Here is a 25,699-nt window from a genome sequence, read left to right as displayed (position 1 = left end):
GACTCCTTTAATTCCATTGATTTCTTTTGATTAATTCCGTGATATGGGCAAGGTGATGCTTTGAGTGCCAGACGTACATTCCTGTTGCATCATATAAGGACACCGTTTGTTGATCGGCTGGGTGATAATAAGACGCTGTGAAGTCTTCCTCTGTCATCCCTCTAACTAATGTCACCCACCTGCGATGCAAACTGCTGATGAAGGGCAGTGATAGGCTGATAGGCGCTTTGCTATCTGGAAGCTCGGCGAATCCCGCCTGATCATATGGACGGATGTGCGGTGTTTCTTCTGTGAGCGCAAGCTTGAATCGTAAGTATGCATTCAGGTGACTGTCTGCTACGTGATGAATGAGCTGACGGACGGTCCATCCTCCAGGCCGATAGGGTGTATCCAGCTGAGCATCTGTCAATTGATTGGTAACCGCTTCATATTGTTGTGGAATCTCAGCTAACTGATCAATCCATGCCTCTAGCTGTTCCTTTGTTTTATTTTCAACCGGTTCATATAAGCCAATCGGATATTGTAATGATGTCATACACTCTCCCCTTTCTCAAATCCTTCTAGCACAAATTTGCCAATCATCTTTCCTTGTTCAAGGGTTTGATGTGCCTGCTTTAAATGAGCGGCATTGATCGGACTGAGAACCTTTGTTAACGTATGCGTCAATGTCCCCTGTTCAAATAACTCAGCCGCCTCTGTTAAAAGCTCATGCTGTTTGATCATGTCTGCTGTTTTGTACATAGGGCGTGTGAACATAAACTCCCATACAAATGCAGCACTTTTATTTTTGAGTAATTGAATGTCTAAGTTGTGCTGATTCTCAACAATAGTACAGATCGTGCCTTGCGGTTTTATGGCTTCTGCCATGCCTTTGAAATGACCGTCTGTATCATTTAGGCATAAAATGAAATCCACTTCGCCTATTCCTTTTTCCTGAAGCTGCGCAAGAAGCGGCTCATGATGATCAATGATATGATCAGCACCTAATGACAGACACCACTCTTTTGTTTCAGGTCTTGATGCGGTGGCGATCACAGTGGCATTTGCTAATTTGGCTAGTTGGATGGCGATAGAACCTACTCCGCCTGCACCGCCGATGATGAGCAGTGTTGCCCCTTCTACATTTTGCTTCATATGCATCCGGTCAAATAACGCTTCATATGCCGTAATCGTCGTCAGAGGCATCGCGGCTGCTTCTGCAAAGGAGAGATTGGCAGGCTTTTTTGCCACAATACGTTCATCCACAAGCTGATACTCACTATTTGAGCCTTGACGCGTGATATCTCCCGCATAGTACACGTGATCACCTGGCTGAAATAATGTACACGCTTCTCCGACTTCAACAACCGTACCGCTTGCATCATAGCCAAGAATTTTCAGTTTTTCTTCCTTCTGATCCTTCGGTAATCTCACCTTCGTATCCACTGGATTCACTGACACAGCTTCAACTTTCACCAGTATATCCCTGCCTATTGCTTTAGGTTTTTCTACTACCTGATCCACCAAGCTTTGCTCATGCTCGATCGGTAAGTACTCCAATAGTCCAACAGCTTTCACTCGCTCGCACTCCCTTTCTTCATGCTTCTTTTCCACATTTTATCATAATTTTCTGATGTTAATGGATAGATAGAACAAGTGACTGCACATTTAGGATCTATCCAAAGCCTTTCGCTCCCTCGCTATATAAGAAGGGCGAGCTCTTTGCCATGAAGGAACATAAGAGAACCAGCTTTTGGATTTAAAGAATAGCTGAACGTAATAAATCTGGATGTGTTGCAGGATAACAATGATGAAGAAAAAAGTAATGAAGAAGAGATTAGACATATCTGCTATCCCCTGTATCCATTCGTTGATAAAAAACACCACAAAACTAATCATCATCAGCTGTTCAAGCCTTTGTGCGATCTGGGTCAAGACATGTCCTTGTTTCGATAGATCACCAGACTGATGCTTTCTGATCTTTCTCGATTTATAAAACCAAATGATACTTTCGGCTATGTTATGAGTGATAAAAAGTGCAATGAGCGTAATGAATAAAAGAGATGGTCGATAAAAGAATGGGATCAAAAATGGGATAACAAGAAAATAAATGGCTACACATGCGTGTCTCACTGATAAGAGAAATAGTTCTTTTTCTATGTATGGTTTCATCTGTTTCACCTCCATATGTACTACGTCTGTTCTGCCCAAAAGTTCCCTCTGCCTATCAAAAAAGGATGCCAAAAAGGCATCCTTCCTGAATCATATTTAAAAAGCAGCGCTTAGTACGACAGGTCCTTGCGGCAGCTTGTTATCCTTTTTGGGTTCAAGGGTGACTGCCACGGTATCCCATGATTCGCTCGCTTCTTTTTCAGATAACGCATAGGTGACGGTTCCTTCTCCTTTGTTATCTGTTTTAAAGGCACCAGCTGGTACCGGTTGATCGCCTTTAATGAGCCACACTTGATAAACAGCAGATGAATCAAGCTGATCCTTTAATCCGTCTGCACTCACAACCAACTCTTTTTTGCCGTTATGCTCAATCACTGAGAAAGCACCCGTTGTTTTTGGTGATGCGGCTGATGCCAGTGATTTTGTCGCTACAACCGTGACAGGTTCTTCCGCCTGTTCTTTCCCATTCGATAAGAAATACACGTTTCCAGCTGCTGAAATGAGAAGCAGTGCGGCAACGAGTGGCAAGAGCCATTGATTTCGTTTCTTTTGTAGTGGCTTGATCTCGTTTTGTTCACGTGCTGCCTTAAACTCTTTCCTATGGCTATTCTTTTCTTCGACTGTCTCTTCTTCAAACACCTTGGATAAAATACGGTCTTTCATCCCTGCCGGAGGTGTTTGGTCACCTGCTAGAAATGGAATGTCAGACATGAGCGATGTCAATTCTTCAAGCTCTTCTTTGCAAGCTGAGCAGTTCTTGAGGTGCTCTTCAAATTGTGCTTTTTCTTCTCCTTGGATATGTCCGTTGAAATAATCAATCACTTGATGTTTACACTGAGTCATGCCTCTTCCTCCTTTCCCCCGCGAGACAGTCTCGTCCGTAAGTGCTTCAATGACAATCGAACCCTTCCCTTCACCGTTCCAATGGGGATGCCTAGCTTTTCAGCAATGCTTTTTTGTGTCATTCCTTTAAAATAGACATCTTCTATGATGGTTTGCTGTTCTTTTGACAATGTAGATACTGCTTCACGTATGATTTGTTTTTCCTCGTTCCATTCGACTTCCTTTGATACATCTTCTTGATGATCGGCTAAATATTCAATATGCTCGTCTTCTAGTGCCGTTTCGTTCCTGTTCTTTCTTAGGAGATCAATGGCTGTGTTGCGTGACATCATGAATAACCACGAGGAGAATTTGCCTTTATCCGTATGATATTCTCCTATCCCGCGCCAGAGCTTGATAAAGACTTCTTGAAGCACTTCCTCCGCAAGCTCACGGCTTCCAGTCAGTTTATAAATAAACGAATATAACACACGTTCATAGCGATCATACAGCACTTCAAGTGAAGGCTTGTGACGATCAATTTTGATCTTGTGATACAGCTCAGAATCTTTCAGTGTATCCATGGTCATCTCCTTCCTTTTTCATGAGAAAGAGCATGCTGCATTCATCATGAAATCCTTCACGTATTGCTTATCACTCTACTTACTGAAATAAGCCTACTTTGTACTTTACTCTTTTTTCAAGGAGAAAAAAAGAGCGCCGAAAAAGGAAGTGTGCTCCTCATGAGAATGTACTTACTTTACGAAAAGAAAGGTCATTTGGATCATTTATCTCCAAAAAGTCAAGAATCCATGTGTTCCCAATCATTGTCCAGTTGATTCTAGCAAACTCTCGTCTCCCTCACAATGTAAATGAAGTAGAACGCATTTTTTCAACATGTCATAATAGAAGGTAACGAAATGAATTGGAGTGTCCTTACATGATGTTGACGATCGTTCTTTTTTTATTAGCAGGAATAGCAGAAATTGGCGGCGGCTATCTTGTGTGGCTTTGGCTGCGTGAAGCAAAACCAATCAGCTTCGGGATCGCCGGCAGCCTCATCCTCGTCGCTTACGGGATCATTCCTACCTTCCAGCAGTTCCCGACGTTCGGACGGGTTTATGCGGCCTATGGCGGTGTATTTGTGGTTCTTGCTGTGTTTTGGGGCTGGTGGGTTGATCGAAAAACGCCTGATCTCTACGACTGGATGGGTGCTTTGATCTGTTTAGCTGGGGTCAGTGTGATGTTATTTGCGCCTCGCAGTTAATCTTCTCATTTCTACAAATCAAAAAGGGCTAAAATGAGATGATTTTAGCCCTTTGTCTTCTTTTCAGTATAAAGTTTACATTCTAAATTGTGTTTCGTATAACCGGCGGTATAGACCGTTCATTTTGAGTAATTCTTCATGTTTTCCTTGCTCTTTTACGCCTTCTTTTGTGAGAACGATAATGCGGTCAGCATGCTGTATTGTCGCTAAACGATGCGCAATAATGAAGGTCGTTCGTCCTTCTGCCAGCTCTTCTAGTGATGCTTGGATAAAAGACTCTGTCTCAGTATCAAGCGAAGAGGTCGCCTCATCTAAAATGAAAACGGGCGGATTTTTTAAGAAAATACGTGCAATGGAGATACGTTGTTTTTGTCCGCCAGATAACATCATCCCGCGCTCACCAATGACCGTATCAAGCCCTTTTGGCAAACTATTGACTAAGTCCATGAGCTGAGCCTTCTCTACTGCCTGCCAAATTTCCTCTTCCGATGCATTCAGTTTACCGTATAGGATGTTTTCACGTATCGTTCCATGAAATAAATAAATCTCTTGCTGCACGACACCAATTTGTGAACGCAGCGATGCAAGTGTCATCTTTCTCGTTTCTATGCCATCAATTGTAATGCTTCCCTTCTGCCATTCATAAAAACGGGGAATCAAACTACAAAGGGTCGATTTTCCAGCACCAGATGGGCCGACAATGGCGATTTTCTCTCCTTGTTTGACCTCTAGATTGATGTCATGCAACACAGGTTTGCTTGATTCATATTGAAAAGATACGTGGTCAAAAATGATATTCCCTTTTAACTGCTGAACTTCGATTGCATCCTCATCATCCTTTTCATCTGGTGTTTGATCGATGAGTGATGCGAATCGTTTAAAGCCGGCTGCACCTTTCGGATACATTTCAATGACTGCATTGATTTGTTGAATTGGTCCTAAGAAAATACCTGTTAATAGGACGAATGAAACAAATTCCCCATACGTCATATTTTTTTGCAGTACAAACCATGCACCGCACACCAGTCCAAAAACGGTGACGCTCTTAATGAGTAAATGACTCACCGCTGTGTGCAGTGCCATCATTTTATACGTTGTCAGTTTTGTTTTTCTAAACTCCTCATTATGCTCGATAAAACTGTCCATTTCATGTGACTCATTCCCGAATGCTTTCACCACACGGATGCCGCTAATATTGTTTTCCACTCGTGAATGGAATTGTCCAATGCTTGAAAACATTTTATCAAAAGCAGCAGACATTTTTTTCGTAAAGTAGACGGATAGTCCAATCAGGAATGGAACGACAATAAATGTGAGTACGGCAAGCTGCCAGTTAATTGATAGCATGAGGCCAAACGCGCCCGTTAAGGTCATGATAGCGATAAATAAATCCTCTGGGCCGTGATGTGCCATCTCTCCAATATCCATCAAGTCATTGGTCATACGGGAAACGAGCTTGCCTGTTTTCTTTTGGTCAAAGAAACGGAAGGACATTCTCTGTACATGAGAGAATAGCTGGTTCCTCATATCGGTCTCAATATTGATCCCCAACTTATGACCAAAATAGGTGACAACGTAATGCATGGTGGAGCTGATAACATATAAGATAAGCAGTAAACTGCCCCAGAACCAAATAGCTTCCCAATTACCATTTGGCAGTAAATCGTCCATCACTTTACTGATGGCTAGTGGAAAGGATAGTTCGAGTAAGGCCGCCAGTACCGCACAGGAAAAATCTAATATAAATAGCCCCATATAGGGTTTGTAGTATGAAAAAAAGCGTTTGAACAATTGACAGACCCCCTATTGATGAGATAAATCTGTCAATATATCAGCAAATTTGTCAGCTTGATTCATGACTGCAATGGGATCATAAGGCCAAAAGAAATCTGCATCCAGTTGATAGGTTTGCTCTTTTTTGACAGCTTTTAAACTCTTCCAGATGGAATTATTTTTATCAAATGTCCCGCCATTGGATTCATCAATGAATATATAATCTCCTGCATATTTCGGAAGGGTTTCATAGGAAAGTACTTCGTAGCCTGTTTTACTGTTTAAAATTGTATCTTCGACCTCTTTCGGTGGGTTCATTTTCAGTTGTTGATAGAGCGCTTGTCCACCTCGGTAAATTCCGTTCCCATACACAAACACATCATTTTTAAATGCGCCCATGATGGACACTGTTTCATTCTCTTTTAATGCAGACTTCACTTTTTTTCGAGCTGTTTCAATTCGTTGATCAAAGGAGGCGAGAAATGCCTTTCCTTCCTCTTCTTTGTTTAACACTTTAGCCAAAGTCGTGATTTCTTCATGTGCATCTTTGAATGAACTGTACGGATATACGAGCGTTGGCGCTATTTTTTTATACACATCATAGACCTTTTCATCCTGTACGGCTGTGATAATCAGATCAGGCTTTAAGCTAAGGACTTTTTCAGCTGAACGCTCGTCACTAATGTCCTCTATACCTTTGATCTTGTCCTTCAGGTGTACATTCTTTAAATCTTGTGTTGTTGCACCTACAGGGTGAACTTCCAATGCAATTGCACTGCCTAGATATCCATCTATGAGAATGCGTTTTGGGTTTGCTGGAATGTCGATTTTTCCTTTTACAGTCTCAATGGTTTTCGTTTGTTCCTTTGTTTCTGCCGTTTTGGCTTGTTCTTTATGACCACAGGCTGACAATACCAGCATGAGGATGACAGCACTTATCCAATATGTCTTTTTCATATGAGTATTCCTCCTTCATTTTCATGATACAAATGAGAATAGTTATCAATTACTAGTCTCATGTATTCTATCAACCTCATACGAAGTGGTCTATGGAGGATTCTCGCAACTTACTTATGGACAATTGTTGGATAGGCTACCTTGAGTCAATTGGGAGACAAATCGGTTCATTAAATGAATCACCCGCTCCCCCTCATCAAATCGAAACTCCTCTAGCTTTAGTGGATAGAAGGTGCCGTTTTTCACAGCGGACAATTGACGAAGAACATCGCTTTCCTCCAGCCGCTGATCCATTTGTTCATACCACCCATGTTCAACACCTACAATAAAAAACATGTGATCCGCCTCATATTCTCTTAACCTCTCTAAAGGTATGACTGTATGTTGATTGGGGAGAAGAACTTCTTCTAGAATCGTCTTCGGAGGCTTTAGGTCAAGCGTTTCATAAAGGTAGAAGGCGCCTCTAGCTTCATAGGACCACATATACACTTTGTCATGTCCTCTCATTTCATAAATCGCCACTGTCTCTCCTTTTTTCCTAAAAGAAGATAGATCATTTCTTGCCTTTTGACAGAGATGCTCGAAGCGTTTCACCCAAGCATCTGCCTCTTTCTCTCTTCCTAACAGACGACCTGTAGATAAGACCTCTTGTACCACATGACCACCGCCATATGGCAGAACAAGGACAGGGGCAATCCGCTCCAACCGCTCGATCAGCGCAGGCTTCGAATAAAAATAGTTAGGAATGATGATTAAATCTAGCTGAAGTGATTTGAAGACGTCATCAGGCGTGTATTCATCTATGACGAGCACACCGGCCAGCTGATCTTTGAGTATATTTGAATGGAGAAAGGTATCTTGGTCAATGCAGACAGGGCGAATGCCTAGCGCGACCAATGTTCCGACAAATTGAAAAGCAGCAATCCGCTCTGGTCTTCGATTGTTTCGGAACTGACTAGGGGACCTTCCTGTCTTCTGCCTGAATATCCTGCTGAAATATAAACTGTCTGTATAGCCCACTTGCCGCGCAATCATTTGAATTTGATCATCTGTTTGCAGAAGACGTTTTTTTGCTTCATCTATTCGAATTTGAGCAATATAGTCCGTCACACTTAGTCCCATACTTTGTTTGAAAAAGGTCGAAAAATAACTCTCATGAAAACCCATCTTATGGGCTAAGTCTTTTCTCGTTAGCTTTTTTTCATAATGCTGCGCCATATACTGCAAAATCATTTCAATAGAATAATGCACCTTCTCAGTGTATGGCTTGGATTGACGGTGAAAAATGTGCATGATGTCCTCCAGCCATTTCACCTGTTCTTGGGTGCTTTGACTCGTCTTCATTTGTTTGATATAAGAAAAAAGCATGCCAGAGCCTTTAACCATTGATCCATTATCCGGGAGATCATCATAATTCATCTTATAAACCAATTCATTTTGCGCATCATTTGCCAGAGTAAACTGGTCAAATGTGATTGTATAAATCGCTACCTGCTCGCATGATAAAGATTGGAGCATGACGTTTATACCTGAGCGTATCAACATACTGTCTTTTGCATTTAGCTGATATTGTAATCCTTCCATTTCAATTCTCACAGATCCATCGCATGTCAAGAACATAGGGGAAGATGTCTGCCAGGAGACTGTTTGTTTGATAGAAAGAGATTGCTCTCTACTTTCTTTCATGCGCAGTATGGTATGAGTACGGGTTGTCATGTCCTCTTTCTCCTTCCATATAAAAAAAGTGCTAAAATTTTTTAGCACTTCAATGGTTGACTAGATGTTTTAACGAGCTAAAGCCGTTTGTAATTCTTTGTTTTTCTCTTTAAAGCGTTCGTTATGAGAAGAAACATACGCCACTTTTTCGGCTTCTGGTTCGATGTAAAGCTTCGCGCTATTGAGCGCATTGACTCCGTCAACAAATGTCCCAGCAATTAAGCGAACCTTGCTTTTATGTGTACATAAATCGCCTACTGCATAGACACCCGGTAAATTGGTTTCCATTTTTTCATTGACCTCGATGAGTCCCCATTCACCTTGCTTGAGTCCCCATTCTGATAGCACACTTAAATCGCCTTTCATGCCGTGGTTGACGATGACAGCATCTGTTTCTATACGTTCGATTTCACCTGTCTCTAAATGTTGAATCGTGACCGCATCAATTTTGTCACCTTGACCATGAAGTTCGGTCAGTTCATGCGGGGTTAAAATTCGTGCGCAAGATGCCTTCATGTTGGCGACGTTTTTCTCATGTCCACCAAACATGTCACGACGATGCACCACAGTGACACTTTCAGCAATTGGAACAAGGGCATTTGCCCAGTCAACCGCTGAGTCACCGCCTCCAGAGATGACCACTCGCTTTCCTGCAAATGTCTTAAGCTCCTGCACTGTGTAATAAAGGTTTGTCACTTCATAACGGTCTGCATGCTCGATTTCAAGTTTCCGCTGGACAGGGATGCCGTGGCCCATCGCTAAAATAAGGGTCTTCGTCAAATGACGATCACCATTTTCAGCCGTCAGCAAAATGTTCTGATGTTCATCTCGTTCGAATGACGTGATTTTTTGATTCAGTGCGATCTCTGGTTCAAATGTTTTCGCCTGCGTTTCTAGCTGCTGAATCAACTGTTCGCCTCTTGTTGGCGGCAAACCGCCGACATCCCAAATGACCTTTTCAGGATACAGTAGGATTTTTCCGCCAAGGCTTTCGTTATACTCCAGTACCTTCGTCTTTAAATCCCGCATCCCACTATAAAAGGCGGTGTACATTCCTGCTGGACCGCCGCCAATAATGGTGACGTCAAATAATTCAAGCTGATCTGTCATTTGAGTCCCTCCAGTTTTTCATCGATTGATCTATTTATAAGTGATATTGATTCTCATTATCATATATACCTATTGTAGTCTACTCTGGCGAAGGGAATCAATAGCTTTCTGCAAAAAAAGAACAGGACGAGCGCTTTCTCGTCCTGTCATCCGTCACACAATCGTTAATCCAAGGTCTTTTAATTCAAGCGAAACAAGTCTTGCGATCGCATCTGCTCCTTCTTTTGTAAAGTGCGTTCGATCCTCTATACCTGTTGACAGCATAAAATAAGAAGTCGTTTTCTCTATGCCGGAAATTTGATAAAACTGAAGGCTTGCCGTATTTAAATCGACAAGAAGGACCTCTTCTTCATCAGCTAGTTCTTTCATAGCGGCACAGTAATCAGGGAAATCGTTGATATATTCTCCGTCTTTTTCATGAAAGCGACCGACTGGCGTTAATAAAAGCGGTGTAGCTCCTTTCGCTCTTGCTCCGTGAATATATTGAGACAAATAACTTTTATACGTCGTGAAAGGATCTGTATGCCGCTCGGGCTTCTCCGTTGAAGCATCATTGTGCCCCATTTGGGTGAACAGCCAGTCCCCAGGCTGAATGTCAGCCAATATTTTATCAAGCCGTCCTTCTTCAATGAATGTTTTTGAGCTTCTTCCACCAATTGCGCGGTTGTCGACGCTCACATCTTGCGCTGTATAGCGATGTAAAAACTCTCCCCATCCTCCTTGAACAGGACGATCCAGGTAAGATGCAACAGTTGAATCACCAGCTAAATAGATGGTTGTCATTGTTCATACGCCCCCTTGTTCATATAGCCACTCTTATAAGCGATGCGGACATCCTAGTGGCTGCTGAAAAGATATGAAACAATCAGCATCGCTACCTCATTGATTCTCTTTTTGATGATGAAAACCCTGCTTACCGATAGATGTGAATACGTTAAATATGCGGCGGAAGTTCTACTTTTGTCTCAACGGCTTGCTTTAACGCCTGAAGCATGTAGCCAATTCCCTTATATGGAGCTAGTGGATAAATCGCTGTCTGATGAGGAAGTAATAAAGGATCGATCACCTTTCGATATTTCTTTCCACCTAGTATCACTAATTCATCATATGCAGTGAGATGTTTTTCATGAAATTGCTCACTTAGTGCTTCACGTGTCATCTGATCAGCATGCGGCGTACCAAAAGCCACATCATAATTTTCATGAATGATATCATTTGCCTTTAAAAATCCATGCTTTGCTGATATGATCAGCCAGTCTGAAAAGAACGTTTGAGCATAGCTTTTCGTACGCTGATGCAGTGGACTTAAATAAACGAGGTTCGCCGGCTGGCTTCCTGCTTCTGGCTGGACGTCCCAAATTTTCTTCGCCCCACATGGGATGATACAAACTCGCTTCACTTAATTTTCTCCTTCCTTCGTCGATACATTCGATACAACATACACCCTAGCACTGTGCCGAGTGTATTTAAGAGAATATCATCAATATCGCTGCTTCTTGTAATCATACCAGATTGAGAGAATACCCATTGAAGCACTTCAATCATCGTAGATAAGAAAAAGCCAGCAAGAATCGCTTTTTGCCAGCGCAAGGTTCGGAATGCTTGATAGAGAAAAAAACCAAGTGGTACAAATAACAAAATGTTCCCTGCCAAATTTAAAAAAACAAGATTGGGATAGCCGTGATGATAGGCATAGAGATTTTGATAAATGGACTGCAAAGGCATGAGGTTGACACTCACCTGGTCCCTTGGTGCGGAAAAACGATTTGGAAAGACCGTCAAATATAATAAAACATTCGTATAAATAAACAGACAGGCAAGAACGATTTCTGTTCGTAAATAGATAAATCGTTTTTGCTTTTTCGCCTGTCTGTATCTCATATGTAAATAGAGCGGGACGAGCAGGAGAAAATAAGTCATGGAAAACATCGCACTGAATGTCATACGGAGAGCTGCCCCTTTCTCGCATAATGCTTGACCATATTTACAGCTTATTCAGGCCTGCCCGCATCTATTCATCACTTATTCTCCTATTCAATGACGAGAAACCCATATTGACAAATCGTCATTTTTTAGATAAACTGACTGACATTCAGTCATTTAAGGTCGGTGATGATGTGTCGAAACGAGAAAAGATTATGCTTGCTGCCATTGACGCGTTTAAAGAAAAAGGAATTGAAAAGACGACCATTTCGGATATTGTGAAAGCCGCAGGAGTAGCGCAAGGAACGTACTATTTATATTTTCCTTCAAAACTGTCTGTCATGCCTGCTATCGCAGAACATCTGATCTCGCAGATGGTGCCTGCCATTGAAAAGGAACTCACTCAGCATGCGGATGTCCTCGATCAAGCAGATGCGCTTGTCGAATTCATCTTCTCTTTTACAAGACAATACCGTGACGTCCTTGCTCTGACCTACTCAGGTTTAGCTGCCACGGAGCATTTAAAGGAATGGGAAGATATTTATGAACCGATTTACAAATGGGTCGCTGCTTTTTTAGAAAAAGCAAAGCAGGACAAAAGGGTCCGTGCGAATTTGAATTGTCAATATGCAGCGAAATTCATTATCGGTTTACTTGAATCGTCTGCTGAGCAAATGTACTTATTTACAGAAACAGATACAGAAGAGGTTCTAATTCAAAAGCGAGAGGTAAAGCAATTTCTTCTTTACGCACTTGGCATAGAGACACCTTAACTTAGTACAGCACTTGCTGTACGCTCTTTTTTGGTTTCAAAATGACGAATCGTCAGTTTTAAGTTTTAGGAGGAAATACGATGAAAAAAAGTTGGATGTATGTCGCACTCACTTGTTTATTCGAATTACTTTGGGTGTTTGGTTTAAATAGAGCTGATGCGGTGTGGGAGTGGGCGATCATTATTTGCCTGATCCCGGTTGATTTTTATTTTTTAATGAAAGCCTGTGAGAAGCTGCCGACAGGGACCGTGTACGCCGTGTTTGCCGGAGTTGGAACGATTGGTACGTCTTTGATGGATTATGCGCTGTTTGGCGGTTCGTTTTCATTAGAAAAGCTCTTATTTATGGGGATTTTGATTCTCGGGATTATTGGGCTGAAAGTGTCTGATGGAGATGCACATGAGCAGAAAGGAGAAGCGGTATAAATGGGCTGGTTTTTTGTACTATTAGCCTCTGCCTGCGAAATTGGCGGCACCATTGGTCTCAATATGTTTAGTAAGAAGAAACAAATCACGACAGGTATTTTATTTGTCGGCGGATTTGCCTTATCCTTTTTGTTTTTATACGCCTCGTTCTCTTCCGTTCAAGTATCCGTTGCCTATACGGTCTGGATTGGGCTTGGAACGGCGGGTTCTGTCTTGTTTAATATGATTCTATTTAAAGAGCCGAAAAACATGATTCGTATCCTCAGCTTGTTGCTGATTGTGATTGGCGTCGTCGGGCTGAAGTTGTTTGCGTAATGGAATAACAAAAGGAAGGGATCAAAGCCTAACGGGTTTGGTTTTGGACCAGAAAATATCAATTAGAACACCATTTAGCATGAAGTTTATGATGGTATAACCATTACATTAGCAATAGAAAAAGCAATGGAATTGATTTTCCATTGCTTTTTAAGTTAATTGATATACTTTTTTTGGTACGCTTTAAATTGTTCTTCGTATTTCTTCAACTTTTCCCCATCAACTTTTGAATTTAATTTCGGTTTTCGCTTTCCAATAACCATCACATCTTTATCTACAATAGGACTTGATAAAAAGATGTACGGTGCAAAACGATCACACTTCGTATTTGGGAGGGTTACGGATAACCTAGCATATTCTTCTGTCGGGAATTGGTTCGAAATTTCAAGTTCCTTGAGTCCTTCTAATTCCGATATTGGCTCTAAAGACTCGTCTTTCACTTTTATATTTGATAAGCACAGATATATTAAATTCTTGAGGTACCTTAAAGGTTGAAGAGTATTTATATTTAATGTATTCCAAATCCCTCCTGACAATTGTAACAGTTCTAAACCAGTGTTTTTTTGCAAAGGGGCTATGTCATTCAACTTTGAAAAATCTGTGATGGATAAAGATTTTAAAAAAGTGTTTTTTGATAAATCCCATAAACTTTGTGCCTTTGTATTCCATTCAAGTGCCAATACCTCAACATCTTTAAGAGAACTGATGATTGATAAATCTTCTACTCTCAGTTCATGCACAAAGAGCATTTTGGGATTAACTAAGCTCAAGATCGTATTGAAGTCCTTTTGGCTCACTTTGTAAATCCACAATTTCGTCAGGTTAGAAAAAGATTTCAATCTTTCAATATTTTTTGTTTTTCCTGTGATTAACAACTCAGTGGCATTTTCATCTACATCGGCTAAATCATGAACAACTTCTGGTCGTGCATCGTTACGAAAAATATATTGAGGGTCTTCTTTTCGCATTCTTTTACCTCCATATCTACTAATGACGGATGATCGAAATGAATTTTATCAGAAATTTGGAGTCAAAACATGATCATCTTTAGCTCTTTCCGATATTTCTTTCGAAGAAACAGGACTATATAAACAAATAAAAGAACTCCAATTCATTTATGAATTAGAGTCCTAATGATTTGACTGATTTAACTTTTCTACCTTAATAATCAAAGCCTTTTCTTTTGTATTTCTCGTTTAATGGATCTCTTGCTGCTCGAGCAAGAGATCCATTGCGTAAATCGATTCGCCTTTTTCATCTAATAAAAAGTACACAATCAAAGGCTCTCCAAAAGCTACTGTTTGCTGTGTGAACAAAACACAGGTGAATTTTTCGATACCAATTGGTAGCTTTCTTTTTAATATAGGATGAAGAATAGGCGAAGTCCGAATTGTATCTACATCAACATCCCAACGTTCATTTTTTAATGTTGGATAATGTGCTGATAACAATTGGTGTAGCATGCCAGTCGTGAGCGCTGCTTTTCCATCGTACCCATCATCTATTATGTTGGTGTTATACATCCGACGGTTGCTCACCCTTTGAAGCATTGATTCGTATTCCTTTTAAGACAAAGCGTTTCTGACCATCAAGAGTACAAGTAATCAATGTCAGTTCATTTTTCCCGCGATCCTTGAGGACATCAACATCCGTCGGTTCAATCGTAGCTGAGCTGACAATTTTATATTCGTATGTTTCCGCTTGATGATGTAAGACGACTTTTTCTCCTTTCGGCACCTCTGGCAACTGCCTGAAAAGCCGATCGCCTCTATACCCTCTATGGCCTGCAATCGTGAAATTTCCTTCACCTGGCATTTGATGAGATTTGATTTGAGTCAGAGCTATACCTAAATTTTCTTTTGATGTAACAGGAAGCACTTTTTCGTTTAAATCAATTGATGGAATCTCTAGCTCCATCACATCTCGAAGGTCTTCTTCTGACACAGTGAGATGTGGAATAGAAGAAAGGGCATCACTGTCATTTTCTTCAATCATCTTTAATGCCTGTTCCATTGCTGCTGTCTCTTGAGAAGTGCGCCACTCATATATAAAAGGAACGGAAATGAGCATTAGCCCCGCGACCACCAAAAAGCTGCCTAATAAGGTTCTTTTTTTCATCAATACACTCGATCCTTCCTTTTACTGAATGGTTCTTCTTCTAAGAACAAGAAGTACAGTTCCAGAAGCTACTAATAAAATACCTGCATACATCAAATAACGTAGCCATTCTTCCCCAGTCTTTGGCAGCTCCCCGTTTGAGTTTGAGCCATGAGGTGGATGTTGATCCCCCTTATCTGAGGCTGGAGGATTCGTGTGGTCCACTTCATTCTTCACCGGAGCATTTTTCACAATCAATGTCTTGATCTCCACTTCACCCATTTGAATTGTAAAAGCGAGTGGTTTCTTTAAAGCTACATAACCATTTGGAGCTTTTGTCTCTGTGAGTGTATATTCACCAGGTTTAAGCCCTTTGACAATGGCTTCTCCATCTTTTCCTGTTGTCACAGATTTTATGGTTTTCCCGGCTTTTGTACGAATGTCAAAGGCTGCACCTTTTAAAGTTCTATCTGTCTGCTGGTCTACCTTTATGATACGCAGACTTCCTAAGATCAATTGATTCTTAGCTGTTACTTGAAGTGGCTTCTGCTGATTTTTCTCAATTGTAAACAGGATCGGCTGATCATCCAATTGATAGCCATGGGGTGCTTTCGTTTCAACGAATTGATATTCTCCCGGTTTTAGATCGTTGATATGAATCTTTCCTTTTTGGTCCGTTACAAGTGATTTCTTCAACGTTTTCCCTTCTTTACTCAGAAGAGCAAACTCTGCATGTTCGAGCGTATGTCCCTCATCATCGACTTTGGTCAGTTCCACTGCTCCCGGCGTCAGTTTGTTAATCATTTCTACTTTTGCTGGTTTGTCTTGACCTAATCGAATCGTAAATGAGACAGGTGTCTGATCCAATTCATAGCCTGCAATGCTTGCTGTTTCGACAAAGTGATAGGTTCCTGGCTTCAGTTGATCGACTGTCAGTTGACCGTTTTTGTCTGTCTTTAAGTCTTTCTTCACACGCTGATCGTGCGCATCAATCAGGTCAAAGGTCACGCCAGCGAGCAGTTGACCATCTTCCCCTTTTTTCTGAAGCTTTACAGCACTTGTCGTCCGGATATTTTCTTTTGTCACTTTCACCAGTTGATTTGGATTGAAATCAATCTTAAAGTCTACTGGTTCTGCATCAAGTTTATGTCCAAAAGGAGCCTTCGTTTCAACCAATTGGTAAGCGCCTGGTTTCAAATCGTTAACAGTGATGATACCTTTTTCATTGGTTGTTAAACCTGACATCAATTCTTTACCATTTTCATTAAAAAGTGTAAATTCTGCGCCTTTCAATCTTTCTTTTTCTTCCCCTATTTTTGTTAGTTCTACAGAACCTTTCTTGAGCTGATTGATCGCCTCCACTTGAATCAATTCTTTTTGACCTAATTCAACTTCAAAGACAAGTGGTTTCGCACTCAATTCATAGCCTTCAAGACTCTTTCTTTCAACAAATTGATAGGTTCCAGGTTTTAGACCTGTGAAGGTAATCTTTCCATCCTGATTGGTTGTAATCCCTTCTCCTCCTGCCACTATCTTTCCTTTGGCATCAGATAGATCAAAGACAACCCCTTCTAATGATTTCCCGTCTTCGCCTTTTTTGTGTAACAGCACTCCGCCTGTTGTGCGGCTATTTTCTTTTGTCACACTGACCAGCTTCTCAGGGTTAAATGGAATAGCAAAAGTGACAGGTGTTTCGTCAAGCTCATGACCGAATGGAGCCTTCGTTTCAACAAACTGATAGGTTCCAGGTTTAAGATCATTGACGATGATTTCCCCGTTCTGATCAGTGACAAGACCTGTTTTTATCTCTTTTCCATTCGCATCTACAAGCTTGAATTCTGCTCCTTCAAGCGCTTCATTCTTTTCACCAAGCTTCGTGAGCTGGACAGCTCCAGTTTTGAGATCATTGATCACTTTGATCTCTGCTGGTTTTTTTTGTGCGATTTCGATGGTAAACGGATAAGGTTTATTTTTCTTTTGGTACCCATCAATACTCTCTGTCTCGACAAGCTGATATTTGCCCGGTTTGAGGTTATCGACCAAAAGCTTCCCATCTTCATCTGTTGTCAAATCTTTACGTACCACTTTGTCATTTTGATCCGTGATGTCAAATCGAACACCTTGAAGCTTCTTACCATCTTCCCCTTCTTTCATCACTTCTAATGCACTTGTTTCATATAGGTTCTTTTGTGAAATGATGACTGGTTCTTTTGGATCGAGTGGTACTTCAAATGTGATGGGTGTTTCATCTAATACATAACCATCAGGTGCTTTTGTTTCAATGAGCTGATACGTACCCGGTCTTAGTTCGTTTATCGTGATTTTGCCATTTTCTCCTGTGACAAGCGAACCTTTTAGCTCATGTCCGTCTTGATCTAAGAGCTTGAACTGTGCATCTTCTAGTCTCTCTCCGCCTTCACCTATTTTGCTCAATTCAGCAGAGCCTTTGATGATGTCATTTACTGCGGTGACAATCGTTGTTTCTGTTTGATTTTCTTTAATGGTGAACGGCCATTTTTGCTGATTTAATTGATAGCCTTTCGGTGCGTTTGTTTCAACAAAATAATAGGAACCCGGCTCAAGATGTTTGAAAAGGATTTCTCCTTTTTCGTCCGTTTTCAAATCGGTTTGGACGGTATCTCCAGATTCATTTTTCAGTTCAAATTCTGCATTCTCTAATACCGCACCCGTCTCTTTGTCTTTTTTCGTTAACTGGACATGTTGGCGGATTTCTTGGTTTTGAACCGTCATGCTATTTCCTGTTTTCGCTTGATCTCCTGATTCGTAAGGCTGATCAATCGTGACATTGATCGGTTCCTTCGTTTTTATATAACCATCAGGTGCTTTCTCTTCTGTCACGATATAGTCACCATACAGAAGACGATCAAATCGAAGAGATCCTTCTTCATCTGTTGTCTTTGTTCCAATGACGATACCGCTCGCAGCATCAGTCAGAGAAAAGCTTGCTCCTTTTAGCGCTTTTCCACTACTCGCATCTACCTTTTTAATGGTTAAAGCGCCAACCGCTCCAGTGCCATCTCCCATGCCAGCGGTACGTTTGACCACAATTGAGGCTTCGGATTCCTTTTTGATTTCTTTTACATTTTCACCTCTAAACGTTACTTCGTTTTGAAGTGTACTTCCCACCTTATCTAAAATGAGAGATTGGTATTCTAAAATATAGGGTCTCGTGATTTCTTCTTTAAATTTGATTTGAAAAGAATCTGGATCGAATTCAAGGTCTAGTTCATAATCCTTCCCTTTTTCCAGCTCTTCCTTTTTGGTCACTTGCCCCTTTTCATCTATTGTTGTCGAATACAGATGAAATGAGTTTTCTATTATGGCTTGGTTACTGCTCGGATGGTCTATAATCGTCGCATCTTGGACTGTTGATTGACCAAAGTTGATATTCAGTTTCCAATCAATGACTTTCCCTTGTTGATTTCCTGATTTGCTCGTGTATTTCCCTCCATTTGGAATGGACACCACAGCATTCACATCTGATTCTTTCGTCTTTCCATCATAAAGGGTTGCTTTATTTTCATAGGTTTTCTGTACTAAATCCATTCCTTCAACACTTGTTTGATACGTGATTTTGTATGGGGAATCAATGGCATGTTTGAAAATGACTTCGAAGCCTGATTCTCCCTTTTCATTTTCAAGGAATTTGATGTCATAATGTTCTTTCGCTAATACTTCTTTTTCTTCCGCACCATTTTCCCCGCCTTGTAAATCAAGCGAGTAGACGATGATTGACTCTTTAAGCAAACGCTGATTTCCTTGAATGAAATCCTCGATTTTCGCCTCTTCTAAATGTTTCAAGTTATAGTTCACACCGATATTCCATGTGATCTCTTTTTTCTTTGCATCATATGTTCCATTCTTGAAACCATTTGACTGCGTGTATGTGTCAGGCGTGAAGACAGATTGATTTTCCTTCGTCAAATCCTTGCCATCTTCATTTACCCATTCAAGCTTTACGTGGTTACGCAAGTTCTTTTGATCTTTATCTGTTCTTTTTTCATAATCAAAAGACGTTGTATATGTGATGGTATGTTCTGTCTTGATTTCTTTCATAAATTGAATATCAAATCCATTTGCATGTTCAACGATTTGATAATCTGTGCCTTCTTCAAGCACTGTATTACCTGTCGTCACTTTTAAACTATCTTTTTGCAGCGTCAATCCTTCGTTTGTAAACGTATCTTTTAATATCACATTGTTCATGGTTTGTTGATCTTTGTTGAAGATGATACGCCATGGAATGGTCTTGTTCTTGTAATTCGGTGTTCCATGATTTTTCGTTAAGATTTGCTGGTCAATTCTTTGCTTCCCTTGTTTGCTCTCTTTGCCAGCTGTTACGGTATTGATAATGTCTTCAGCTTCGAAAATCCGCTCGGTTGCTTTTGTTTGATATGTGATGAGATAAGCCGATTGGATATCTTGATTGAATTGCAAGGTAAACCCATTTTGTTCATCCTTTTTTTGAGGTTGAACCACATAATCTTCAAACGCTTTTGTTCCTGATTCTTTGCCATTCTGATCAATTGTGACTTCCTTGACTTGAAATGAATCAGTAATCAGCGACTGTGTGCCATTAAAGAAGTCTTCTAACAAAGCATCCTTTTCAGCAATCTTTTTTTCGTTATAGTTATAACGAATTTCCCAAGTAATTGTTTGTGTGACTGGGTCGTATTGGGCGGCTTTTTTATTTAAAGGACTGCCTCTTGTCACATTCACTGTTCCTTCCGCTGAACTAATCACTTTATCAGCAGAGACAAGGGACGCTTTATTACGAAACGCAGACTGGTCTTGATTCGTAATGTCTGTTTCATACATTAAACGGTAAGCGAGATGCACGTCATCTTTAAATTCAATCGTGAAATCTTGACCATCTGCTGTTTGGCCAATCGTGTAGTGGTTTTCGTCAAGCAGCTGACCAATCGATGTTTCACCATTTAGCTTTGTATCAACACGATAAAGCTTGATTGAATCTTTCTTTAACTCTTGACCTTCTTGAATCGGATCTAACAGTTTCGCTTGTTTCACATCGTCTAAGTCCATATTAAAATCGACTGTCCATTGAATGGTTTCAGCATTGTAAGATCGATTTGGTTCTCCCTTTTTCGAGACGTTTGGACCATTTGGAATGTATTGAATCGGGATCGATATCTTATCTTTGCCTTCAATCGGGGTAATGACCACTTCTTTTTCTTCAGTAATGACAGTTTTTTTATCTAATTGCGTCCATACTTGAAGTGTTCCATGGATATTTGAATATTGTTTAATAAAATCTGTGAATTCGATGGAGGCATTTCCGCTTTCATCTACAGAAAAATAACCAATGGTTGCCTGATTAAATTTCATCTCAAGACGATTGATTTTTTCGTAAATCACTAATTCCTCTGGAACCTTGAAATGGAATTCATCCCCGCCATTATAGCTATGACCATTTGGGATCGCCCACTCATAGTTAATGGAAATAAGCGAGTTGATGTCAGGCTTATCAACTGAATTTCCTTCCTGATCTTCAAAAATTAATTTCGCATCAGTGAGAAGATTTTCTTGTATCTGCATTTGTTTTGAAACACTTTGCAGCCCTACACGCTTAGATACGCTCACTTTGTTTTTAAGTAATTCATCTTCATCGTTTTGTTTCGTTTGAGCGGCTTCTTGATTCTTAGCGTCTTTTTCAGATGAGGTTGAGTCATCTTTTGGAAGGCTTTCTTCACGCTCGTTTTGCTTTGTTTTTTCTTTTTGCTCAGCTATACTGGTGACATCGATGTCTATTGATCCTTCTAGATTTGGATCAAGCTCAACATCTTCTTTAAATATGACCGTCACTTCATTTTGTTTTGAAACGGTATACTCACCAATAATGATGTCACCTACTGTAATTGATTCCTTTTGCTCCTTCTCTACCTGTATGGCTGAAGGAAGAGTGAGAACATACGGATATTGTTTTTTTAGATCTATTCCTTTTATCGACCAATGAACAATTGCCTTTCTAACTTGCTGATCTTCTATGTTTGATAACTTGTTTCCTTCGCTATCAGCAAACTCAATATCCCCATAAATGTTTTCTTGGCTTTCTTTAGCTTGTGCCCCTGCTAAAGGCAAGATTCCTAATATACTAGACTGTATGACTAACACCGCGATGAGAGCCAATGACAATATTCTTTTCAATACATCCACCCTTTTCTAAAATTAATTTTCAACAATGATAAAAAACTCATTTGTATACTGTCAGATCAATCACTCCGCTTCTGATCAAATATTTTTTTGAAAAGTGCACCTTAAGACCCTATGAATTAAATGAGTTGATCAATCATGAGCTTGAAAGGAAATCATGAGTAGTGGGTATAGTAACTAAATAGGGGTCTATAGAAATGGGGAATAGTGAGAGGATCGTGAAAAGATTAAATGTGAATTTTTCTATTTATACTGGAATGAACAATAAACGATGTGTACATGCATATATAAGCATGTATTCACATATGGTTCGTTCATATGAAACAAGCATGTATCATATCGTATGTAAGGTGAGTCAGTTCAGCATTATATAAATCGCATTCCTTTCTACTCCCTTTCATATGGTAATCAAAAAGCTGTTGCGTTTTATTCTTACATTTACCGTTTCAACAGCAAAAAAATAAACTTAAATATCTAAATTGATCCATTTTTATAGGAATCATGGCTTACTTATCACCTTTTAAAAGAAATATATGGAGAATCAGGGCATAACATTTGTTTTCGTCTAATTTTTTTCTCTTTTATCACGAAAAGTTAAGACAAAACGATTTAGCCTAAACATTAAAATCATTTTATGCCTATTTAGAAAATCAAATGGTCTTTAAGTGAACTTCATAATATAGAGGCAAGCCAAGGGAAGGAGTTAGTTGTTTAATGGAGCTCATTGATAATAAATCAAAGAGATGGATAAAAATTTTAAAACTGCTTGTATCAAAAGATAAGTGGTGGAGCCTTCAAGAGATATCGAATGAACAAATCGGTTCGGTTCGTGCCATTCAAAGCGATTTAGAACAAATGAAGTCGTTCCAAACAGAGAACGGAGAGCCGTTAATCCACATAAAGCCAAGACAAGGCATATCTATTTGTTATACACAGACGATACGAGTCGACTACTATATCAAAGAAATTCTAAAAAATACGATTGAAATTCGATTGATCGACGGCGTTTTCTTTGAACAAAACAGGTCTTTCTATGAATGGATGGACACGCTGAATATCAGTAGATCCACATTGTATAACACCATTCATAAAATCAATTCGCTTCTTATCTCGTATGACATTGAGATACGACCAGATAGTATGCAGTTCCATGGAAATGAGAAGGAGATTCGTCAATTTTTTGTGGAATTTTTGTTTGAAGTCTATGGAAGCAGGCTTTGGCCATTCGATGATATTCAAAAGCAAGATGCAGTTGATTTTTTACAAAAGCTATTTCAGGTGCTCGAAGTCAATCTACCAGATGTGGCGATAGATAAATTTTGCCTATGGCTCGCCGTTTCCATACACCGAGTGAGGAAAAATTTTACCATACGACGCAATTATACGTACTCAATGGATAAGGAAAAACAAACATCTACAGCTAAAGGTACCTATAAACAAATCAAAAACTTGGAAGAACACGTTTGCCAAATGACAAAGGACACTTTTGGTGTTACGTTAGATCGTCACGAATTTGTCTTTTTACTATTGATTGAACCAGCTATTGGCCATTATAAATCAATTGAAACTGTCGAAGAAAAATTGACGTTCTTTCAATCGCATACACCACACCTCTTCGAAGCCATTCATTCCTTTATCAATCAATTGGAGTTGATTTTTCATCAAGAGGTGGCTAATCGCAAGGTGATGACACTGATTCTTCTCCAATATTATGTGTATTCTAGGGAAATTACCGTAAGAGATGGATTCCTTTTCAAAAAGAAATCGAGGTATTTATCAGAGGTAAAAAAACAGCTTCCTTACTTCTATTCGAGGATTACTCACATCATCCAAGAGTTAAAAACAGACGATATACTCGCTTCTTTTGTGAAAAATGAACGAGAATTGATTCGTATCATTACTTCTAACTGGAGAGGGCTTGTTCATTTGGAAATGGATCGGAGAAACGTGTTGAACATTTTTGTCATTTCAACATTAGGTTATAATCATAGTTTGTTGATTGCGGATTTAATTAAATTAAGATTGCCTCCTCTCATTCATATTTTCACAAGTCCAGAAAATACATTAAATGAACTGACAATGGATCGACTTGGGATTGATATGATTGTGACCGATACTGAGCTTCCTCATCAATTAGGACGGTCTACGCTGCTGATCAGCTCTTTTCCAACAAAGAAAGAATTGGACAACTTGTACTCAAGATTGGTTGATATGACAAACTAAGATTCACCAAAAAAAGCTGCTGAGGAACTCTCAAGCAGCTTTTTGCTTCTGTATTAATGAAGCACGATTTGTTCATTCATCAAATCAATGGCATAAAGTGATTGCTCATATTCATCTAATAGAAGGTATACTTTGAGCGGTGCAGCCGTTTGATCTGTCTGCTGCGTGAATAGGACACAAGTGAATTTTTCGATCCCCTCTGGCAGCTTGCTTTTCAGAAAAGGATGAAGAATAGGAGAGATTCGAAGAGTATCAACATCTTTTAGCCAAAGTTCATCTTGTAACGCAGGATAATGGTCAACCAAAAACTGACGAAACACTTCCAATGTACTCAAGGTAGATATCCTCACTTTCTTCTATCATGGCTTCAAGCTTACCTAAACCAAACATGTTCAAAGTCATCCTATGATGTCAGCCCACCAAATGTCGTATACTACTAGAGACACGATTTCATTTTTTTCAAAAAGCATTGTAGATCAACTTGACTGTCATGAGTGTTTCATATGTATGACGTCTACTCATATTCCAACCGATGGACCTATGATCATATTCTTATTTGTTTCTTTCGTGATGAAACGACAACTTCCTGCTACAAAATTCCAAATTTCTTCAAAAAATTGGTCCAATGAGACAAAAAAGAACAGCTCCTCACTGCTCTTTCAAAGAAAACACTTCACCGCTCTCTGCATCAACACCATCATGGCAATCGAGCTTTCCGCATAGAACATATTGTTTTTGTGCTTCGTCATAGACGTAGATAGGTGTAAGTTCAAGACGTTCTCTCAACTTTTCAAAGGCTTCTGGCTGAGATACAGAAATTTCATTTGCTGATTGAGAGGGACTCAGTATCCCGCACACTTGAAACATTTCTTTTTTGTCTATGTAATTAACGGCTTCAAACGAGCTGGCGTCAATGAAGACCTTGATCTTGTCCATAAACCCACTGCCTTCTTGCCCGTTCGTTTTTAATACCGCATGGATGTATCCATGATCACGATGGAGTGTTTTCAGAACCCACTTCCCTGTATCCTTTGGATATTTTTGCGCCAAGAAGGTTCGAACTGCTTTGATACACTCGGCTTGCTCTTCTTTTGATATCGGGAAGGAATCTGGTGACGGTTCCAATGAGAAAGCTTGTTCAGCTGAAATATTCTCATGAATGTCTATTTCTTTTTTTTCATAGGTATTGTTTAACGGTTCATTCCATTCAATGACCTCATTCATGTGTATACAATGCGTTTCTTCACGCCCAATTTCAAACGGAAGCGTTCCTGTGCCATCATTCTTCACATAAATTTCTTCTAACGCATAAATAGATCGGATTCGGTTGTGCTCAAAGGAAGGCAATTGAAACAGCTGTACTTGCTGCTCAGCTAAGTTCTCCAGCTTATCAAGAGAAAGCGCATATTCCTCAGCTTTCAGTAATGTTTTGGCTAAAAATGGGCCGTTGTGTGTAAAGTACATGAGCTGTCCATGTTCATTCCATTTCACTTCGATTCTACCTGAAGGTGTGACTTGCACATCATCTATTGCTTCTTCGAAAGAAAGTTCCCCTTTCTCCTTTTGATGCATATGAAAATGCTCTCCATAGATCAACCCTGTTTCTTGTTCGATCCATTGAATGACATGAGCTGGATAAGGTCTCTTAAACGTGACACCATGCTGCGCATAGGTTTTGTCCATGACAAAAATAACCGATTCGATCTGTCCTGTATTCAAATTCACTTCAATCACAGCTGTACCGTCTGGGTTGACATCGTCGTCCACAGGTTCAGCTTCATGAGAGGGGAACCATTCCATATTAAAAGTATAAATCGTTTCATTGAACATGTTGACGTAACGATAAAAGCTGTGTCTTTTTAAATAGTAAAGATTTAAGCCAAATTTCGCCTTTGTCTGATCGATTAGTTGTTGAATGTTTGCATTCAATGGTTTCACCTCAAAATAATGATGTT

23 protein-coding genes are annotated in these 25,699 nt (G+C 40.0%); 5 read left to right on the top strand and 18 right to left on the bottom strand.

Annotated elements, in window-relative coordinates:
* Window positions 1-7: 7 nt before the first annotated feature.
* The 5 genes from MHI35_RS03970 to MHI35_RS03950 all read right to left on the bottom strand — a co-directional run bounded on the left by MHI35_RS03970 (window position 8) and on the right by MHI35_RS03950 (window position 3,557).
* Window positions 8-535, bottom strand: a complete 528-nt coding sequence (locus tag MHI35_RS03970; protein ID WP_144522564.1) for a YfiT family bacillithiol transferase — start codon at window positions 533-535, stop codon at window positions 8-10.
* Window positions 532-1,557: a zinc-binding alcohol dehydrogenase family protein gene (locus MHI35_RS03965; RefSeq protein WP_335349661.1), complete on the bottom strand. Its 1,026-nt coding sequence runs from the start codon at window positions 1,555-1,557 to the stop codon at window positions 532-534. Before MHI35_RS03965 ends, MHI35_RS03970 begins: the two co-directional genes overlap by 4 nt.
* 90 nt (window positions 1,558-1,647) lie before the next feature.
* Window positions 1,648-2,151 (bottom strand): hypothetical protein, encoded by a 504-nt coding sequence (locus tag MHI35_RS03960; protein ID WP_335349662.1) that lies wholly within the window; start codon window positions 2,149-2,151, stop codon window positions 1,648-1,650.
* Between the two features lie 96 nt (window positions 2,152-2,247).
* Window positions 2,248-2,994, bottom strand: coding sequence for an anti-sigma factor (locus MHI35_RS03955; RefSeq protein ID WP_335349663.1), 747 nt, complete (start codon window positions 2,992-2,994; stop codon window positions 2,248-2,250).
* Complete coding sequence (locus MHI35_RS03950) at window positions 2,991-3,557, bottom strand: RNA polymerase sigma factor (RefSeq protein ID WP_335349664.1); 567 nt, start codon at window positions 3,555-3,557, stop codon at window positions 2,991-2,993. The genes MHI35_RS03955 and MHI35_RS03950 overlap by 4 nt, the downstream gene beginning before the upstream one ends.
* A gap of 356 nt (window positions 3,558-3,913) precedes the next feature.
* On the opposite strand from MHI35_RS03950, the gene MHI35_RS03945 reads away from it, so the two are divergent.
* Complete coding sequence (locus tag MHI35_RS03945; protein ID WP_144522602.1) at window positions 3,914-4,240, top strand: YnfA family protein; 327 nt, start codon at window positions 3,914-3,916, stop codon at window positions 4,238-4,240.
* A gap of 75 nt (window positions 4,241-4,315) precedes the next feature.
* On the opposite strand, the gene MHI35_RS03940 is transcribed toward MHI35_RS03945, so the two are convergent.
* From MHI35_RS03940 to MHI35_RS03910, 7 genes are all read right to left on the bottom strand, one after another.
* Window positions 4,316-6,031, bottom strand: coding sequence for an ABC transporter ATP-binding protein (locus MHI35_RS03940; protein ID WP_335349665.1), 1,716 nt, complete (start codon window positions 6,029-6,031; stop codon window positions 4,316-4,318).
* Between the two features lie 12 nt (window positions 6,032-6,043).
* Window positions 6,044-6,970, bottom strand: a complete 927-nt coding sequence (locus MHI35_RS03935; RefSeq protein WP_335349666.1) for an ABC transporter substrate-binding protein — start codon at window positions 6,968-6,970, stop codon at window positions 6,044-6,046.
* Between the two features lie 114 nt (window positions 6,971-7,084).
* Entirely contained in the window at window positions 7,085-8,686 is a 1,602-nt protein-coding gene (locus tag MHI35_RS03930) for an AraC family transcriptional regulator (protein ID WP_335349667.1), read from the bottom strand.
* Window positions 8,687-8,755: 69 nt separating this feature from the next.
* On the bottom strand, window positions 8,756-9,796 hold the full coding sequence (locus MHI35_RS03925) for an NAD(P)/FAD-dependent oxidoreductase (protein ID WP_335349668.1): 1,041 nt from the start codon (window positions 9,794-9,796) through the stop codon (window positions 8,756-8,758).
* 153 nt (window positions 9,797-9,949) lie between these two features.
* Window positions 9,950-10,579: a rhamnogalacturonan acetylesterase gene (locus tag MHI35_RS03920; RefSeq protein WP_144522571.1), complete on the bottom strand. Its 630-nt coding sequence runs from the start codon at window positions 10,577-10,579 to the stop codon at window positions 9,950-9,952.
* A gap of 151 nt (window positions 10,580-10,730) precedes the next feature.
* Window positions 10,731-11,195, bottom strand: coding sequence for a DUF6884 domain-containing protein (locus MHI35_RS03915; RefSeq protein WP_211063688.1), 465 nt, complete (start codon window positions 11,193-11,195; stop codon window positions 10,731-10,733).
* On the bottom strand, window positions 11,192-11,740 hold the full coding sequence (locus tag MHI35_RS03910; protein WP_335349669.1) for a VanZ family protein: 549 nt from the start codon (window positions 11,738-11,740) through the stop codon (window positions 11,192-11,194). The genes MHI35_RS03915 and MHI35_RS03910 overlap by 4 nt, the downstream gene beginning before the upstream one ends.
* Window positions 11,741-11,913: 173 nt before the next feature.
* On the opposite strand from MHI35_RS03910, the gene MHI35_RS03905 reads away from it, so the two are divergent.
* From MHI35_RS03905 to MHI35_RS03895, 3 genes are all read left to right on the top strand, one after another.
* Entirely contained in the window at window positions 11,914-12,492 is a 579-nt protein-coding gene (locus MHI35_RS03905) for a TetR family transcriptional regulator (protein WP_034620888.1), read from the top strand.
* Window positions 12,493-12,572: 80 nt separating this feature from the next.
* A complete protein-coding gene (locus MHI35_RS03900; protein ID WP_003217798.1) occupies window positions 12,573-12,917 on the top strand; it encodes a DMT family transporter in 345 nt (114 codons plus the stop codon).
* The gene (locus tag MHI35_RS03895; protein WP_003217878.1) at window positions 12,918-13,232 is read left to right on the top strand and encodes a DMT family transporter; all 315 of its coding nucleotides are present in this window, start codon (window positions 12,918-12,920) and stop codon (window positions 13,230-13,232) included. It abuts the gene before it with no gap.
* Window positions 13,233-13,387: 155 nt separating this feature from the next.
* Here MHI35_RS03895 and MHI35_RS03890 read toward each other — a convergent pair whose 3' ends face one another.
* From MHI35_RS03890 to MHI35_RS03875, 4 genes are all read right to left on the bottom strand, one after another.
* Window positions 13,388-14,200, bottom strand: coding sequence for a leucine-rich repeat domain-containing protein (locus tag MHI35_RS03890; protein ID WP_335349670.1), 813 nt, complete (start codon window positions 14,198-14,200; stop codon window positions 13,388-13,390).
* 228 nt (window positions 14,201-14,428) lie between these two features.
* Window positions 14,429-14,755: a hypothetical protein gene (locus MHI35_RS03885; protein WP_335349671.1), complete on the bottom strand. Its 327-nt coding sequence runs from the start codon at window positions 14,753-14,755 to the stop codon at window positions 14,429-14,431.
* Window positions 14,748-15,350 (bottom strand): class D sortase, encoded by a 603-nt coding sequence (locus tag MHI35_RS03880; protein ID WP_012009295.1) that lies wholly within the window; start codon window positions 15,348-15,350, stop codon window positions 14,748-14,750. Before MHI35_RS03880 ends, MHI35_RS03885 begins: the two co-directional genes overlap by 8 nt.
* A 21-nt stretch (window positions 15,351-15,371) precedes the next feature.
* The gene (locus MHI35_RS03875; RefSeq protein ID WP_335379116.1) at window positions 15,372-21,524 is read right to left on the bottom strand and encodes a SpaA isopeptide-forming pilin-related protein; all 6,153 of its coding nucleotides are present in this window, start codon (window positions 21,522-21,524) and stop codon (window positions 15,372-15,374) included.
* 711 nt (window positions 21,525-22,235) lie between these two features.
* Here MHI35_RS03875 and MHI35_RS03870 point away from each other — a divergent pair.
* Complete coding sequence (locus MHI35_RS03870; RefSeq protein ID WP_335349809.1) at window positions 22,236-23,744, top strand: helix-turn-helix domain-containing protein; 1,509 nt, start codon at window positions 22,236-22,238, stop codon at window positions 23,742-23,744.
* A gap of 53 nt (window positions 23,745-23,797) precedes the next feature.
* Here the strand turns inward: MHI35_RS03870 and MHI35_RS03865 are convergent, their stop codons facing one another.
* Window positions 23,798-24,079 (bottom strand): hypothetical protein, encoded by a 282-nt coding sequence (locus MHI35_RS03865; protein WP_003217864.1) that lies wholly within the window; start codon window positions 24,077-24,079, stop codon window positions 23,798-23,800.
* A 313-nt stretch (window positions 24,080-24,392) separates the two neighbouring features.
* Window positions 24,393-25,682, bottom strand: coding sequence for a hypothetical protein (locus MHI35_RS03860; protein ID WP_335349808.1), 1,290 nt, complete (start codon window positions 25,680-25,682; stop codon window positions 24,393-24,395).
* Window positions 25,683-25,699 lie beyond the last annotated feature (17 nt).

The organism is Bacillus sp. FSL K6-3459 (genome assembly GCF_038003305.1).
Taxonomy (GTDB): domain Bacteria; phylum Bacillota; class Bacilli; order Bacillales; family Bacillaceae; genus Bacillus; species Bacillus pumilus_O.
This window is presented reverse-complemented; position numbering and strand designations above follow the sequence as displayed.

Coding starts and splice junctions, on each gene's coding strand:
- MHI35_RS03920 (WP_144522571.1), bottom strand. CDS start 10,579: ATGACAACCATCTATTTAGCTGGTGATTCAACTGTTGCATCTTACCTG.
- MHI35_RS03890 (WP_335349670.1), bottom strand. CDS start 14,200: ATGCGAAAAGAAGACCCTCAATATATTTTTCGTAACGATGCACGACCA.
- MHI35_RS03970 (WP_144522564.1), bottom strand. CDS start 535: ATGACATCATTACAATATCCGATTGGCTTATATGAACCGGTTGAAAAT.
- MHI35_RS03930 (WP_335349667.1), bottom strand. CDS start 8,686: ATGACAACCCGTACTCATACCATACTGCGCATGAAAGAAAGTAGAGAG.
- MHI35_RS03900 (WP_003217798.1), top strand. CDS start 12,573: ATGAAAAAAAGTTGGATGTATGTCGCACTCACTTGTTTATTCGAATTA.
- MHI35_RS03895 (WP_003217878.1), top strand. CDS start 12,918: ATGGGCTGGTTTTTTGTACTATTAGCCTCTGCCTGCGAAATTGGCGGC.
- MHI35_RS03880 (WP_012009295.1), bottom strand. CDS start 15,350: ATGAAAAAAAGAACCTTATTAGGCAGCTTTTTGGTGGTCGCGGGGCTA.
- MHI35_RS03870 (WP_335349809.1), top strand. CDS start 22,236: ATGGAGCTCATTGATAATAAATCAAAGAGATGGATAAAAATTTTAAAA.
- MHI35_RS03960 (WP_335349662.1), bottom strand. CDS start 2,151: ATGAAACCATACATAGAAAAAGAACTATTTCTCTTATCAGTGAGACAC.
- MHI35_RS03910 (WP_335349669.1), bottom strand. CDS start 11,740: ATGACATTCAGTGCGATGTTTTCCATGACTTATTTTCTCCTGCTCGTC.
- MHI35_RS03950 (WP_335349664.1), bottom strand. CDS start 3,557: ATGGATACACTGAAAGATTCTGAGCTGTATCACAAGATCAAAATTGAT.
- MHI35_RS03885 (WP_335349671.1), bottom strand. CDS start 14,755: ATGTATAACACCAACATAATAGATGATGGGTACGATGGAAAAGCAGCG.
- MHI35_RS03945 (WP_144522602.1), top strand. CDS start 3,914: ATGATGTTGACGATCGTTCTTTTTTTATTAGCAGGAATAGCAGAAATT.
- MHI35_RS03935 (WP_335349666.1), bottom strand. CDS start 6,970: ATGAAAAAGACATATTGGATAAGTGCTGTCATCCTCATGCTGGTATTG.
- MHI35_RS03925 (WP_335349668.1), bottom strand. CDS start 9,796: ATGACAGATCAGCTTGAATTATTTGACGTCACCATTATTGGCGGCGGT.
- MHI35_RS03955 (WP_335349663.1), bottom strand. CDS start 2,994: ATGACTCAGTGTAAACATCAAGTGATTGATTATTTCAACGGACATATC.